Source organism: Rathayibacter sp. VKM Ac-2835 (assembly GCF_013266705.1).
Classification (GTDB): domain Bacteria; phylum Actinomycetota; class Actinomycetes; order Actinomycetales; family Microbacteriaceae; genus Rathayibacter.
On record NZ_JABSNQ010000001.1, the window covers coordinates 771,360 to 785,765 of the forward strand.

A 14,406-nucleotide genomic window follows, 5' to 3' on the forward strand; every position below is an offset into this window, starting at 1 on the left:
GTGCACCATGCCGTCCTGTGTGAGAGGAACCGGGACATCGCGTCGTCGTTCTCAGATTCAGTTCCCCCGATGAGGGGCTGGAGTTCAGATCGGTCGCGTACCGTCGCCCTCATCGCTCCCGCCCGGGCCGCGAGGACCCCGAGGAGCACCGTGTCGCGTCCGTCGAGCTCGTCCGCGTCGAAGACGGCCCGGTCGACGTCGTCCCCGTCGAGGACGGCCCCGCCGGCGTCGTCGCCGTGGCGGTCGTCGCGCTGGCTGGAGTCGCAGAAGGTGCGGTTCCTCGTCGCGGGGTCGCTGAACACGGCGCTCGACTTCCTCATCCTCAACGCGCTCGCCCTGCTCGTCGGCCTGCCCACCCTGGTCGCGAACGTCGCCTCGGTGACCGTCGGCATCTCGATCTCGTACTTCCTGAACCACTTCTTCGTGTTCCGGCACCCCGACCGGCCGACGGTGCGCACCTTCGCGCAGTTCTTCCTGGTGACCGGCTTCAGCTCGCTGGTGCTGCAGTCGCTGATCATCTACGGCTTCGAGGTCTTCTTCGACACCCGCTTCGGCACCTCCCTCCTCTTCCTCCCCAGTGCGGGCGAGAAGGCGTTCCTCGCCATCAACGCCGCGAAGGCCGTCGCCGTGATGGTCGGCCTGGTCTGGAACTTCTGCCTCTACAAGTTCGTCGTGTTCCGCGCGCCGTCCGCGGCGATCGCCCCGGAGCTGGGCGAGGTCGTCGACGAGGTGGAGTCCGCCGCGCGCTGAGCGCCGGAGCCCCGCTTGGGGCCCGTGCTAGCCTCGTCGAGTTCTTCCGACGGTGCCCCCGCCCGTCGACGCCGCTCCCCCGGAGGCTCTCATCGCCCGTTCGACGTTGCCCATCGCGGTCGTCGTCGTCACCCACTTCTCGGGTGAGGTCCTCCGCGCCTGCCTCGAGTCGATCCCCGAGGCGACCGAGCACGACGTGAGCGTCGTCGTCGTCGACAACGCGACCACCGACGACTCCGTCCGCCGCGTCGTCGAGCGCCGGCCCGAGGTGCTCTTCCACGAGACCGGCGAGAACCTCGGCTACGGCAGGGCGATCAACTACGCCGTCGACCGGCTCGGCCCCGAGATCGAGTGGATCCTGGTGACGAACCCGGACACGGTGTTCCTGCCCGGCTCGATCGACGCGCTCTACGCCGCGGCCACCGCCGACTCCGGCATCGGCTCGATCGGCCCGCGCATCCTCGACTCGGACGGCACGATCTACCCCTCCGCCCGCGCGCTGCCCTCGCTAGGGACGGGCGTCGGCCACGCGCTGCTCGCGCACGTCTGGCCCGGCAATCCCTGGTCCCGCCGCTACCGCCGCTCCCGCGCCGTCGAGACGATGCAGCACGGCAGCATGACGGCCGGCTGGCTCTCCGGCGCCTGCGTGATGGTGCGGCGCACGGCGTTCGAGCAGATCGGCGGCTTCGACGAGCGCTACTTCATGTACTTCGAGGACGTGCAGCTCGGCGACTCGCTCGGGCAGCGCGGCTGGTCGAACGTCTACCTCGCCGACGCCGTGGTGTCGCACCTGGGCGGGCACTCGACGCGGCTGGCCTCGGCGCGGATGCTCGCGGTGCACCACCGCAGCGCCTACCTCTACCTCGCGCAGAAGTACGACGCCTGGTACCAGGCGCCCGTCCGCCTGGCGGTCCGCCTCGGCCTGGGCGTGCGCGTCGCGCTGATGCGCCTGCGGCCCAGCCGCTGACGCCGGGGTCTCGAGACGCCCGCTGCGCGGGCTACTCGATCAGCAAGGAGAACATGCTGGTCGAGTAGCCGCGGAGCGGCGTCTCGAGACCCGCCGCGTCAGCGACCGAGCTCGAGCAGGCGCTGCAGGTAGGCGCCGTAGCCGCTCTTGACGAGCGGGGCGGCGAGCTCCGCCAGCGCCGCGTCGTCGATCCAGCCGTTGCGCCAGGCGATCTCCTCGATGCAGCCGATCTTGAAGCCCTGGCGCTGCTCGATCACGCGGACGAACTCGGTCGCCTCGATCATCGAGTCGAACGTCCCGGTGTCGAGCCAGGCGGTGCCGCGGTCCAGCACCTGCACGTTCAGCGTCCCCGCCTCGAGGTAGCGCTCGTTCACGGTCGAGATCTCGAGCTCACCGCGGGCGGAGGGCTCGATCGTCTTCGCGATGCCGACGACGGAGTTGTCGTAGAAGTAGAGCCCCGGCACCGCGTAGTTGCTCTTGGGCTTCGCCGGCTTCTCCTCGATCGAGAGCGCGTGGAACGCGTCGTCGAACTCGACGACGCCGTAGGCGCGCGGATCCGCCACCTGGTAGGCGAAGATCACCGCACCCTCGATGGCGGTGTTCGACGCGAGGGCCGTGCCCAGCGCCGTGCCGTGGAAGATGTTGTCGCCGAGCACCAGCGCGACGGAGTCGTCGCCGATGAACTCCTCGCCGATCAGGAACGCCTGCGCCAGCCCGTCGGGCGACTCCTGCACCGCGTAGGAGAGGGTCATCCCCAGGCTCGAGCCGTCGCCGAGCAGCGCGCGGAACTGGTCGTTGTACTCGGGGGTCGTGATGATCAGGACCTCGTCGATCCCGGCCATCATCAGCGTCGACAGCGGGTAGTAGACCATCGGCTTGTCGTAGATCGGCATCAGCTGCTTCGAGATGCCCTTGGTGATCGGCCAGAGCCGCGAGCCGGAGCCGCCGGCCAGGATGATGCCCTTCACGAGTGCGCTCCGTCCAGCTGGGCGTAGAGCGCCTTCGCCTCGGCCCAGGTGGGCAGGATCCCCTGCGCCTCGGCCTCGGCGAGGGTCGGCGCGTCCGTGTCCTTCGGCGACAGCAGCGGCTCGCCCGCCTCGGCCGGGAAGCGGAGGCCGATCTGCTCGTCGAGCGGGTCGATGCCCTTCTCGCGGATGGGGTCGTAGGTCGAGGAGACGAGGTAGGAGACGACCGCCCCCTCCGTCAGCGCGACGAAGGCGTGGGCGAGGCCCTCGCCGATGTAGACCGAGCGGCGGTCGACGCCGTCGAGCAGCACCGAGTCCCACCGGCCGAAGGTCGGCGAGCCGACCCGGACGTCGATGATGTAGTCGAGCACCGCACCGGAGAAGCAGGAGACGTACTTCGCCTGCGACGGCGGGATCTGCGCGAAGTGGATGCCGCGGACGGTGCCGCGCTTGGAGACCGAGGTGTTGCCCTGCTGCAGCGACAGCGGGTGCCCGACCGTCTCCGCGAGGCGGTCGAAGCGGTAGAACTCGTAGAACACCCCCCGGTCGTCGGGGAACTGCCGCGGCGTGACCTCGTAGGCGTCGGGGATCTCGAGCTCTCTGATCTGCACGGTCACGAGTGTACTGAGCGTGCGGCGGCCCGCCGTCGCCGCCGGTGCGCCGGGGGCCGCGCGCCGGGGGCCTCCGGCATGATGAGCGGGTGACCTTCCTCCTCACGGGCGCCTCCGGCATGCTCGGCACCGACCTCCGCTCCTCCCTCGGCGATCGAGCCGTCACGGCGCTCGGCCGCGGCGACCTCGACGTGACCGATCTCGACGCCGTCCGCGCGGCCGTCGCCGGCCACGACGCGGTGCTCAACTGCGCCGCCTACACCCGCGTCGACGACGCGGAGAGCGACGAGGAGGAGGCGCGCCGCGTCAACGCTCTCGGCGCGCAGAACCTCGCGATCGCCACCGCCGAGATCGGCGCCGCGATCGTCCAGGTCTCCACCGACTACGTCTTCGACGGCTCGGCGACGAGCCCCTACGCCGAGTCGCACCCCCGCCGGCCGATCTCGGCCTACGGCCGGACCAAGGCGGAGGGTGAGGAGCTCGTCCTGGCCGCGAACCCCGGACGGGGCTACGTCGTCCGCACCGCCTGGCTCTACGGCGCGCACGGCGGCAACTTCGCCAAGACGATGGTCCGCCTCGCCGGGTCGCACCTCACCCTCACCGTCGTCGACGACCAGCGCGGCCAGCCGACCTGGACCGGCGATCTCGCCGCCCGCCTGGTCGAGCTCGTGGACGCCGCAGCTCCGGCCGGGGTTTACCACGGCACGAACGCCGGCGAGACGACCTGGTTCGGCTTCGCCCGCGCGGTGTTCGAGAAAGCCGGCCTCGATCCCGAGCGCATCCGGCCGACCGACAGCGGCAGCTTCGTCCGCCCGGCGCCGCGGCCCGCCTACTCCGTGCTCGCCCACGACGCCTGGGCCGCGGCCGGCCTCGCGCCGATGCGCTCCTGGGAGGACGCGCTGGCCGCCGCTCCGCTCGAGGCGGTCACGCCGTGACGACCACGCTCCGGGTGGTCGTCGACCAGATGCTCGCCCGCGTCCCGGGCGGCATCGGCCGCTACACCGAGGAGCTCACCCGCGAGCTGATCCGCACCGCCCCGCGCGACTGCGAGGTCGAGGCCGTCCTCTCGGCGCACCCGCCCGAGAAGGAGGAGGAGCTGCGGCAGCGGCTGCCCGGCCTCGCGCGCCTGCACCGCCTGCACCTGGGCCGCCGCGAGCTCTCCCGCGCCTGGCAGTACGGCATCGGCATCCCCTCCGGCGGCGGCATGATGCACGCCCCCAGCCTGTTCGCTCCGCTGCGCAACCACGAGGGCCGCGAGGGCGAGCAGATCGCCGTCACGATCCACGACACGGTGCCGTGGACGCACCCCGAGACCCTCACCCCGCACGGCGCCAAGTGGCACCGGGCGATGGCGAAGCGCGCGCAGAAGTTCGCCGATGCGGTCGTCGTCCCGACGCACGCGGTCGCGCAGCAGCTCTCGCAGGTGCTCGACTTCGGCGACCGGATCCGCGTGATCGGCGGGGCCGTCGGCTCGGGACTCGTCCTGCCCGACGACGCGGACGAGCGGGCGGAGGCCCTGGGGCTGCCCGCCGAGTACGTCCTCAGCGTCGGCACGCTGGAGCCCCGCAAGGGCCTGGTCTCGCTGATCGCCGCCTTCGGCGAGGCGTCCGCCCCGGAGATCCCGCTCCTGATCGTCGGGCCGACCGGCTGGGGCGAGCTCGACATCGCCTCCGTTGCGGACGAGCAGGGCCTCGGCGAGGAGCGGGTCCGCGCGCTCGGCGTCCTCAGCGACTCCGACCTCGCGCTCGTGCTCAGCCGAGCGACGCTGTTCGTCTACCCGAGCATCGCCGAGGGCTTCGGCCTCCCGGTGCTCGAGGCCATGCACTTCGGCGTGCCGGTCGTGCACTCGGACGACCCGGCGCTGCTCGAGGTCGCGGCCGACGCGGGCGTCGCCGTCGAGCGCGGCGACGCGAAGCACTACCCGGAGCGGCTCGCGCTCGCGATGAGCAGCGTCCTCTCCGACACCGGGCTCCGCGAGCGCCTCTCCGTCGCCGGCCGCGACCGCTCCCGCGCCTTCAGCTGGCGCGACTCCGCCGAGCGCGTCTGGGCGCTGCACGCCGACCTCTGAGCCGCGGGGGGGGTCGGCAGACCCGTCTCCTGATGCCGGTGGATCTCGATACGGCCGCTCCGCGGGCCACTCGATCAGCAGGGACTGCCCGCTACTGCGCCGCGGCGTCGGGGAACAGGCCCTGCTGCACGAGGGAGCGGACGACGTCGTAGTCCGGGTCGCGGTCCACGTCGACCGCGGGCGGGACGAGCTCGACGACGCCGACCGGCTGGGCCTTCGTCTTCAGCCCCAGCTGCACGAAGTAGCCGAGCATGCCTTGCGGGACGTCGGTCTTGATCACCTGCGAGCCGGCCGCCGCCACGTCCTGGAACTTCGAGAGGACGTTCGCCGGCTCGAACTGCTCGAGCAGCGCGGTCTGCACCTGGCGCTGGCGCGCCATCCGGTCGTAGTCGCTCGTCGTGTAGCGAGAGCGGGCATAGGCGAGCGCCTGCTCGCCGTTGAAGTGCCAGGGCCCGGGATCGATCCACTGGTTGACGCCCTGCATCGTGCCGTCCGCGCCGGGGAGCCCGCCGAGCGGCAGCGGCTCGGTGCCCTGGTAGTCGACGTCGATGCCGCCGAGCGAGTCGATCAGCTGGGCGAAGCCCTCCATGTCGATCAGCGCGTAGTACTGGATGGGCAGGCCGAGCATCCCCTCCACCGCGTCGCGGGTCGCCTCGATGCCGGGCTCGCTGCCCTCGGCGACCGCGTCCGGGTAGAGCTCCGGGTGCTTCAGCTCGACCTCGGTGTAGATCGAGTTGAGCTTGCAGACGTCGACGGCGCAGTTGTCGGTCGTGTACCCGTCCGGGTACAGCTCGTGCATCGGGCTGTCCTCGGGGAACGGGATGTTCACGAACTCCCGCGAGACGCCGATGGTGGTGGCCGCGCCGGTGGAGGCGTCGATGCTCACGACCGAGATGCTGTCGGGGCGCAGGCCGTCGCGGTCCTCGCCCGCGTCGCCGCCCAGCAGCATGATGTTGTAGCGGCCGTCGATCGGCTGCTCCATCGCCCCGCCGCCGAAGATCGACGACAGCGTGCCGCGGGTGATCCCGATGAGGTACGTGCCGTAGGCGGTGGAGCCGACCGAGACCGCCATCAGGGCGATGGTCGCGAAGGCGAGCACCGCCCGCATCCTCGGCCGCGCCCGCACCAGGCGGATCAGCCGGAGCGTGTCCAGGGTGAGCACGAGCCAGACCACGCCGTAGACCACCAGTGCCGCCTGCAGGGCGAGCATCGAGAGGTCGAAGGTCGCGAGCGTGTACAGCCCGGTCGGGAAGACGAAGTACAGGATCACGCCGACGAGCAGCGCCGTCCACAGCCCGAGGGTGAAGCCGAGACCGAGGCGGCCGAGACGGCGGTTGCCCGCGAGCACCTGCGCGGAGCCGGGCACGAGCAGGTTTCCGATGAGGAGCCACCAGGCGCGGCGGGTCATCACCGTGCTCGAGCGGACATCGGGGTGCCGCAGCGGCAGGGTCATCGTCGTCACAGGCCGGCCACCAGGGCCTCGTTCTTGGCGGCGACCTGCGCCTCGAGATCGGCCGCGAACGCGTCGAGGCGCTCGGACAGCGCGTCGTCGCCGATCGCGAGCATCTTCACCGCGAGCAGCCCCGCGTTGCGGGCGCCGCCGATCGAGACGGTCGCGACGGGGACGCCGGCCGGCATCTGCACGATCGAGAGCAGGGAGTCGAGGCCGTCGAGGCGCGCGAGCGGCACCGGCACGCCGACGACGGGGAGGGAGGTGACCGCGGCCAGCATCCCGGGCAGATGGGCCGCGCCGCCGGCACCGGCGATCACGACGCGCAGACCGCGCGCGCGGGCCCCGCGACCGTAGTCGATCATCGCCTGCGGGGTGCGGTGCGCCGAGACGACGCGCACCTCGTGGGCCACTCCGAACTCCGAGAGGGTCGTCGACGCGGCCTGCATGACCGTCCAGTCGGAGTCCGAGCCCATGACGACACCGACGAGCGGGGACGGTCCGTTGACGAGCGCGTCGGCGCTCACGGGGCGGTACCGGCGGGGGTGGCGGAGGGCGTGGGGCGGGTCACGGCCACCATGGTACGTCTCAGTCCGTGAGAACGGCCGCCGCGGCACGCGCCTCGTAGACCACGAGCTCGAGGTCGTCGCCGGTCGCGTTCACGTGCCCGACCTTGCGCCCCGGCCGCGGCTCCTTGCCGTAGTTGTGCACCTTCACCGCGGGGTGCGCGGCGAGCACGAGCGGGTAGCGGTCGGTCAGCGACTCCCCCACGGGGCCGCCCAGCACGTTCACCATCACGGTCCACGGATCGCGGCAGCCGGTGGCGCCGAGCGGCAGGTCGAGCACCGCGCGCAGGTGCTGCTCGAACTGCGAGGTGGTGGAGCCGTCCATCGTCCAGTGGCCGCTGTTGTGCGGGCGCATCGCCAGCTCGTTGACGAGCAGCCGGTCGTCCGTCGTCTCGAACAGCTCGACGGCCAGCACGCCGGTCACGCCCAGGCTCTCGGCGATGGTCTCGGCGATGTCGGCGGCGGCGGCGGCCAGGCGGCCCGCCGACGCGGGCGCCGGTGCGAGCACCTCGGCGCAGACCCCGTCGCGCTGGATCGACTCGACCACCGGCCACAGGATGCTCTCGCCGGAGGGCCGCCGCGCCACGAGCTGCGCCAGCTCGCGGCGGAAGCCGACCAGCTCCTCGACGAGCAGCGCGCCGCCGCGGCCGTCCTCGGCGAGCGCCGCGAACCAGTCGTCGGCCTCGTGCGCGCCGCTGACGACGCGGACCCCCTTGCCGTCGTAGCCGCCGCGCGCGGTCTTGACCACGCCGCGGCCGCCGTGCTCGTCGAGGAACGCGGCCAGCTCGGCGGAGGAGGAGACCGCGGCCCAGTCGGGGACGGGGACGCCGAGCTCGGTGAGGCGCTGCCGCATCATCAGCTTGTCCTGCGCGTAGAGGAGCGCGTCCGGACCCGGGTGCACCGCCACGCCCTCGGCGACGAGCCGGCGCAGGATCGCCTGGGGCACGTGCTCGTGGTCGAAGGTGACGACGTCGACGGTGCGGGCGAACCCGAGCACCGTCTCCTCGTCGCGGTAGTCGCCGACGCGCGTCGCGGCGAGGCCCGCCGGGGCGCCCTCGGTCTCGGCGAGCACGGCGATCTCGAGACCGAGCTCGACCGCCGCGGGGATCATCATCCGGGCGAGCTGGCCGCCTCCGATCACACCGACGCGCATGGCGCTCCTCCTGGTTCCGCCCGCGGGCGCGGGGCGGCTCCATGGTAGCGAGGGGCGCCGACGCGGCGGGGCTCGGGTGGCGCGGCGGGGCGCTCGGGTGGCGCGGCGGGGGCGCTCAGAGCCGTGACGACGTGCTCAGAGCGGATCGGGCGCGGGCCACTCCGGCAGCGGAGCCGACGCGATCGCGTCCTGCAGAAGCTCGGCGACGAGCTCCGGGTCCTCGACGTCGCGCAGCACGAACGACTCGGCGCCGTCCAGGGTGATCCGCACGTCGCCGCAGCGGGCGATGCGCTGGCCGAGGCTCCGCGAGACGCTGACGGCCATCCGCCGGTCGAAGTCGAGGTCGGCGTGGCGCACCGATAGGACGCCGCGGCGGGCGTGCAGCCCGCGCTGCGTGATCCGGTAGCGGATGCTCGCCCAGCCCGCGACGCCGGGGACGCAGAGCAGGAGCACGAGCACCGCGGTGCCGAGGGCGATGATCCAGCGCTGCAGCTCCAGCTCGAACTGGGCCGCGAAGTAGAAGCCCGCCCAGGTGAGCAGCAGGAACCCGGCGACCGGGGCGACGGCGCGTCGAGCGCGCGGCGTGAGCCGGGCGAGCTCCCGGTCCCCGTCCGCGAGCCGGTCCCGGGCCCCTGCTCTCACTGGCGGAGGTGGGTGACGTCGCCCGCCGAGAACGAGCGCCGGGCGCCGTCCTGCTCGAGCACGAGCGAGCCGCCGGCGTCGAGCGCGACCGCGGTGCCCTCCGCCACGGAGCCGTCCGGCAGCTCGACCCGGACCGTGCGGCCCAGCGTGCCGCAGTGCGCCCGCACCACGGCGGCGGTCCCGGAGGACTCGGCGTCGCCGAGAGCGAGGAGCGGCGCGAGCAGCGCCGAGAACTCGGTGAGGAAGCCGGCGAGCACGGCGTCGGCGCCCGTCGTCGACGCGCCGGCGAGGGCGAGGGAGGTCGCGGTCGGCACGGGCAGCTCCTCCTCTGCGAGCAGGAGGTTGATCCCGGTGCCCACGATCACGCGGCCGTCCGGGAGGCGCTCGGCGAGGATCCCCGCCGTCTTGCACCCCTCGATCAGCACGTCGTTGGGCCACTTGACCTCGACGGAGCCGTCCACCAGCGGGGCGAGCGACCGGGCCAGGGCCGCACCGGCGAGCAGGGGCAGCCAGCCCACCGCGCCGGCGGGCAGAGCCGCCGCGGCCACGAGCGTCGAGGCGGCGAGCGTCCGGCCGGCCGGCGCCTGCCAGACGCGCCCGAGGCGTCCCCGGCCCGCGCGCTGGTCGTCGGTCGCCACGACGGAGAGGTGCGGCCAAGCCGCGGGCTCGGCCGTCGCCCGCTCGCGGAGCTCGTCGTTCGTCGAGCCGGCGCTCTCGAGCCAGAGGACCTGCGGCGACACGGAGAGGGAGAGCGGGAGCTGCATGGGGGCCACGCTACCGGCGGGCCCCGCGAGAAGACCCGGGGCGGCACGCGAGCGCCGCGGCTTGTGCGGACCCTCCCACCGCAGCGCCCGCTCCCTGTACGGGTGCGACAACGGAGGGGTCCATCCGCGCCGATAGGGTGGGCGGGTGACCGCGAACATCGAACGTCCCGCGCCCGATCTCTTCACGACCGCGGGGAAGATCGCGGACCTGAAGGCCCGCTACCACGAGGCGGTCACCGCCAGCGGCGAGGCCGCGATCGAGAAGCAGCACGCCAAGGGCAAGATGACCGCCCGCGAGCGGATCGACACGCTGCTCGACCCCGGCTCGTTCGTCGAGCTCGACGAGTTCGTGCGCCACCGCACCCACGCCTTCGGCATGGAGAAGAAGCGCCCCTACGGCGACGCCGTCGTGACCGGCACCGGCACCATCCACGGCCGCCAGGTCGCCGTCTACTCGCAGGACTTCACGATCTTCGGCGGCTCGCTCGGCGAGGTCGCCGGCGAGAAGATCATCAAGGTGATGGACCTGGCGCTGAAGACCGGCGTCCCGATCATCGGCATCCTCGACTCCGGCGGAGCGCGGATCCAGGAGGGCGTCGTCGCCCTGGGCAAGTACGGCGAGATCTTCCGCCGCAACACCGCGGCCAGCGGCGTCATCCCGCAGATCTCGATCATCTGCGGCCCGGCGGCCGGCGGCGCGGTCTACTCCCCCGCCCTCACCGACTTCGTGATCATGGTCGACAAGACCAGCCAGATGTTCGTCACCGGCCCCGACGTGATCAAGACCGTCACCGGCGAGGACGTCGGCATGGAGGAGCTCGGCGGCGCGCTCACCCACAACAAGATCTCCGGCGTCTCGCACTACCTCGCCAGCGACGAGAACGACGCGCTCGACTACGCCCGCACCCTGCTCTCCTTCCTGCCGGACAACAACCTCTCCCCGGCACCGGTGTTCGACAACGAGGTCGACCTGGAGACCACGGACTCCGACCGCTTCCTCGACACCGTCATCCCCGACAGCCCGAACCAGCCGTACGACATGCGCGCCGTGATCGAGCACATCGTCGACGAGGGCGACTTCCTCGAGGTGCAGCCGCTGTTCGCGCCCAACATCGTCATCGGCTTCGGCCGGGTCGAGGGCCGCTCGGTCGGCATCATCGCCAACCAGCCCAGCGCGATGGCGGGCACCCTGAACATCGAGGCCGGCGAGAAGGCCTCGCGCTTCGTCCGCTTCTGCGACGCGTTCTCGCTGCCGATCCTCACCCTGGTCGACGTCCCCGGCTACCTGCCCGGCACCGACCAGGAGTGGACGGGCGTCATCCGCCGCGGCGCGAAGCTGCTCTACGCCTACGCGGAGGCGACCGTGCCGCTGGTCACCGTCATCCTGCGCAAGGCCTACGGCGGCGCCTACATCGTGATGGGCTCCAAGCAGCTCGGCGCCGACATCAACCTCGCCTGGCCGACGGCCGAGATCGCGGTGATGGGCGGCCAGGGCGCGGTCAACATCCTCTACCGCAACGAGATCCGCAAGGCCGAGGAGGCGGGCGAGGACGTCGCCGCCGTCCGCACCCGGCTGGCGAACGAGTACACCTACAACGTGGCGAGCCCGTTCCTGGCCGCCGAGCGCGGCGAGCTGGACGGGGTCATCGAGCCGTCGGCGACCCGCGTGTCGGTGATCAAGGCCCTGCGCGCGCTGCGGACCAAGCGCGCGAACCTGCCGGCCAAGAAGCACGGCAACATCCCGCTCTGAGCCGCGCTCAGCGAGCCGTCGGCGCCTTCTCGTGCGCCGGCGCCGTCGGCTCGCTCGGCGCCGGCTTCTCCTGCACCGCCGGCTTCCCGGCGGGCGGCGCCTTCTCCTCCGGCCGGGCGCCCAGTGCCCGCGCGAAGGCGAGCGCCTCGCGCGGGGACACGTCCGGCAGGTAGGCGCGACCGATCGCCGCGCCGATCCGCGGCAGCTGCAGCGCGTCCGGGTACGCCATCCAGAGCCCCTCGTAGCGCGGGTGGAACTTGGCCTTGAAGCGGAACAGCGAGGTGAAGCCGTAGGCCGGCTCCAGCGTCCGCGCCAGGAACTCGAGCAGGCCCGAGAGCGCGGTCGGCTCGGGCGGCTGCTCCCCCTCCGGCACCGGCGCCGTCGCGAGCGGTGCGCCTGACAGCGAGACGAACTCCGCGCCCTGCTCCTGCGCGCGCAGAGCGGCGGAGGCGATCAGGAACTCCATGATCCCGGGCATCGCCTCGTCGGAGCGGCGCATGAAGTCGAGCGTCCAGCCGATGATCCGGCCGTCGCGGTGCACGGGCAGCCAGCTGGTCACCCCCTGCAGCACGCCGTCCGGACCGACGGCCAGCAGCAGCGCGACGTCGGGGTCGCGCGCCTCGTCGATGCCGCCCAGCGTGAACCCCATCTCGGGCAGCGCCTTCTCGGACACCCACTTCTCGGACAGGTCGACGATCTGGCTGGCCATGCCGAGCGACAGCTCCGGCCAGGTCGTCCAGACCGGCTCGATGCCGAGCTTGATCGCACGGGTGAGCGGATAGCGCACCTTCTGCCAGCGCTTCCCGGTCAGCTCGAAGCCGCCGAGCTCGATGATCGTCTCCTCGCCCACCGAGATCCGCGACCAGCCGAGGCCGTCGAAGACCGGCAGCAGCTCGTCGTGGACGCTGTAGAACACCGGCGTCCAGCTGCGCTCGTCGCAGAACGCGACGAACCCCGCCACGACCTCCTCGCGCCGCTCGGGCGCGCAGGCCGGGTCGGAGAGCGTGATGGCGACGCCGCCGACGACTCGGTAGGCGACGCCGCCCTCGCCGTCGGGGGCGATCCAGTGCTCGTTGCCCTGCCAGGTGCCCTGGTGGCCGAGGCTGCCGGCGCCGTGGCGCACCAGCAGGCGGCGGTACACGGCCTCGTCGCCGCGCACGCCCTGCACGTCGGTCGCCCGCAGGAGCGAGATCACCGCGACGACGACCAGGAGCCAGAAGACCGGCCCGACCCACTCGAAGCCGATCCTGGCGAGCGGCTCGCGCGGCACCGCCAGCAGGCCGTGACCGCCGAGGAAGCTCGACGGCACGAAGCGCAGCAGCCCGTCGAGCAGGAGCCGGCCGATCCCGAGCACCGGCTCGAAGCTGGTCCGCGTCGAGGCGGAGAGCGCGAGGTAGCCGCCGAGCGAGACGACGAAGCCGATCGCCACCACCAGCGACCAGCGGCGCGCCGACGCCCGCGGCGCCCGGATCGTGAAGTGCCGGCTGCTGACCGCCAGGAGGACGATCACCCCGACCGGCACGATCACCGTGGTGGCGACCCAGAGCAGGTACTCGGCGTAGTACTGGAAGTCCGGGTGCCGTGCCGCGCGCTGCAGCAGCACCACGTCGAGGATCGCGATGGCGGCGTTCACGCCGATCGCGAGCAGCAGGCCGAGGCGGCGCCCGGAGCGCAGCCCGGAGGCCGCGACGAGGAGCAGGATCATCGGGACGAAGGTGAGCAGGATCGGTCCGGGCGAGATCAGGTTGAGCCGCACGTGGTGCGCGCAGTGCCGCACCGTCGCACCGCAGGGATCGTCGAGATCCCCGCCTCCGGTGAAGGCGCTCTGCAGCAGCCGCCCGAGGAAGGAGAACGGCCCGTAGCCCGAGTCCGAGAGCACGGCGACGAGCGGACCGAGGGCGGTCACCGCGACCACCGAGGCGAGCAGGGCGCGCGACTCCCGGTGCGAGCTCGGCGCAGGACGCCGCGGGCGCAGGCCGCTCACCCCGTGCGCCATCACCGCGCCGATCGCGAGGCCCGCCGCGCCCGCGAGGAGGCGGTAGACGTCCGCGGAGTCGCCCGCGTAGAGGACGAACATCAGCACCACCGCGAACACGGTGACCCGGAGCCGGCGGCGCCAGAGACCGCCCATGAAGGCCGTCGCGGCCAGGAGTGCGCCGACGCCGCCGATCAGCGGGTCGAAGGTGAGGTCGCCCACCGTGTCACCCGCCCACCACTCGCCCACCGACGCGCCGATGCTCTGCAGGGCGGCGCCCAGGGCCGTGCCGATCGCCCCGGTGAGCAGGAAGGCGACGACCAGCCGGCGCGCGCCCAGCCGGTGCTCGGCGGCGATCAGCAGCGGCAGCAGCAGGAGCAGGACGAGCAGGAGCGCGGGCGGTCCCGACGCGATCAGCAGACCGGTGACCGCGGCCCAGGGGCGGCCGCCGAGGATCGTGCCGGCGCTCGCCGCCCACCACGAGCCGGTCTCCCCGCTCGCCGGGCCGGCGAGGGTGCCGGCGACCGCGCTCGCGAGCAGGATGACCAGTGTCGTCGCGAAGGCCGCGGGCGAGGAGCGCACCACCGCGGCGACGCGGTGGACGGAGGCGCGGCCGCGCTTGAGGGACCACGACGGCATGCGGGAACACTCCTGTTCGGGACGGGACGGGCGTCGCTCCGGCGGCGTCCGGCGTCAGCATAGTCACCGGCTCGGGCGCGGGACCGTGAACGGCATGCGGTACCGT

Annotated in this window: 13 protein-coding genes; 5 read left to right on the forward strand and 8 right to left on the reverse strand. The window is 72.8% G+C overall.

From position 1 onward, the window contains the following. The first annotated feature begins 270 nt into the window (after window positions 1-270). Together HRK28_RS03520 and HRK28_RS03525 are read left to right on the forward strand one after the other, a co-directional pair. A complete protein-coding gene (locus HRK28_RS03520) occupies window positions 271-750 on the forward strand; it encodes a GtrA family protein (RefSeq protein WP_367948334.1) in 480 nt (159 codons plus the stop codon). A gap of 106 nt (window positions 751-856) precedes the next feature. Further along, on the forward strand, window positions 857-1,717 hold the full coding sequence (locus tag HRK28_RS03525; protein ID WP_217274389.1) for a glycosyltransferase family 2 protein: 861 nt from the start codon (window positions 857-859) through the stop codon (window positions 1,715-1,717). 98 nt (window positions 1,718-1,815) lie between these two features. Here the strand turns inward: HRK28_RS03525 and rfbA are convergent, their stop codons facing one another. Next, complete coding sequence (gene rfbA / locus HRK28_RS03530; RefSeq protein ID WP_160088077.1) at window positions 1,816-2,685, reverse strand: glucose-1-phosphate thymidylyltransferase RfbA; 870 nt, start codon at window positions 2,683-2,685, stop codon at window positions 1,816-1,818. Beyond that, a complete protein-coding gene (locus HRK28_RS03535) occupies window positions 2,682-3,293 on the reverse strand; it encodes a dTDP-4-dehydrorhamnose 3,5-epimerase family protein (protein WP_160088075.1) in 612 nt (203 codons plus the stop codon). The genes rfbA and HRK28_RS03535 overlap by 4 nt, the downstream gene beginning before the upstream one ends. An 89-nt stretch (window positions 3,294-3,382) precedes the next feature. Here HRK28_RS03535 and rfbD point away from each other — a divergent pair, with 89 nt between their 5' ends. Continuing rightward, entirely contained in the window at window positions 3,383-4,228 is an 846-nt protein-coding gene (rfbD, locus tag HRK28_RS03540) for a dTDP-4-dehydrorhamnose reductase (RefSeq protein WP_173250435.1), read from the forward strand. Beyond that, the gene (locus HRK28_RS03545) at window positions 4,225-5,361 is read left to right on the forward strand and encodes a glycosyltransferase family 1 protein (protein WP_244231796.1); all 1,137 of its coding nucleotides are present in this window, start codon (window positions 4,225-4,227) and stop codon (window positions 5,359-5,361) included. The genes rfbD and HRK28_RS03545 overlap by 4 nt, the downstream gene beginning before the upstream one ends. Window positions 5,362-5,452: 91 nt before the next feature. Here HRK28_RS03545 and HRK28_RS03550 read toward each other — a convergent pair whose 3' ends face one another. From HRK28_RS03550 to HRK28_RS03570, 5 genes are all read right to left on the reverse strand, one after another. Then, on the reverse strand, window positions 5,453-6,814 hold the full coding sequence (locus HRK28_RS03550; protein WP_254304591.1) for an LCP family protein: 1,362 nt from the start codon (window positions 6,812-6,814) through the stop codon (window positions 5,453-5,455). A gap of 5 nt (window positions 6,815-6,819) precedes the next feature. Beyond that, window positions 6,820-7,287, reverse strand: a complete 468-nt coding sequence (purE, locus tag HRK28_RS03555) for a 5-(carboxyamino)imidazole ribonucleotide mutase (protein ID WP_160091252.1) — start codon at window positions 7,285-7,287, stop codon at window positions 6,820-6,822. Window positions 7,288-7,399: 112 nt separating this feature from the next. After that, window positions 7,400-8,530, reverse strand: coding sequence for a 5-(carboxyamino)imidazole ribonucleotide synthase (locus HRK28_RS03560; RefSeq protein ID WP_160088071.1), 1,131 nt, complete (start codon window positions 8,528-8,530; stop codon window positions 7,400-7,402). A gap of 135 nt (window positions 8,531-8,665) precedes the next feature. Next, window positions 8,666-9,172 carry a PH domain-containing protein gene (locus HRK28_RS03565; protein WP_173250436.1) on the reverse strand — a complete coding sequence of 169 codons (507 nt, stop codon included), beginning with the start codon at window positions 9,170-9,172 and terminating at the stop codon, window positions 8,666-8,668. Then, window positions 9,169-9,936: a biotin--[acetyl-CoA-carboxylase] ligase gene (locus tag HRK28_RS03570; RefSeq protein ID WP_173250437.1), complete on the reverse strand. Its 768-nt coding sequence runs from the start codon at window positions 9,934-9,936 to the stop codon at window positions 9,169-9,171. Before HRK28_RS03570 ends, HRK28_RS03565 begins: the two co-directional genes overlap by 4 nt. Before the next feature lie 145 nt (window positions 9,937-10,081). On the opposite strand from HRK28_RS03570, the gene HRK28_RS03575 reads away from it, so the two are divergent. Further along, the gene (locus tag HRK28_RS03575) at window positions 10,082-11,686 is read left to right on the forward strand and encodes an acyl-CoA carboxylase subunit beta (protein WP_243582397.1); all 1,605 of its coding nucleotides are present in this window, start codon (window positions 10,082-10,084) and stop codon (window positions 11,684-11,686) included. Between the two features lie 7 nt (window positions 11,687-11,693). Here HRK28_RS03575 and HRK28_RS03580 read toward each other — a convergent pair whose 3' ends face one another. After that, entirely contained in the window at window positions 11,694-14,300 is a 2,607-nt protein-coding gene (locus HRK28_RS03580) for a bifunctional lysylphosphatidylglycerol flippase/synthetase MprF (protein ID WP_160088065.1), read from the reverse strand. Between the last annotated feature and the right edge of the window lie 106 nt (window positions 14,301-14,406).

What these genes read in the sequence shown, in the direction of transcription:
- HRK28_RS03550 (WP_254304591.1), bottom strand. Translation starts at nt 6,814, where the DNA reads ATGACCCTGCCGCTGCGGCACCCCGATGTCCGCTCGAGCACGGTGATG.
- purE (WP_160091252.1), bottom strand. Translation starts at nt 7,287, where the DNA reads ATGGGCTCGGACTCCGACTGGACGGTCATGCAGGCCGCGTCGACGACC.
- HRK28_RS03560 (WP_160088071.1), bottom strand. Translation starts at nt 8,530, where the DNA reads ATGCGCGTCGGTGTGATCGGAGGCGGCCAGCTCGCCCGGATGATGATC.
- HRK28_RS03570 (WP_173250437.1), bottom strand. Translation starts at nt 9,936, where the DNA reads ATGCAGCTCCCGCTCTCCCTCTCCGTGTCGCCGCAGGTCCTCTGGCTC.
- HRK28_RS03580 (WP_160088065.1), bottom strand. Translation starts at nt 14,300, where the DNA reads ATGCCGTCGTGGTCCCTCAAGCGCGGCCGCGCCTCCGTCCACCGCGTC.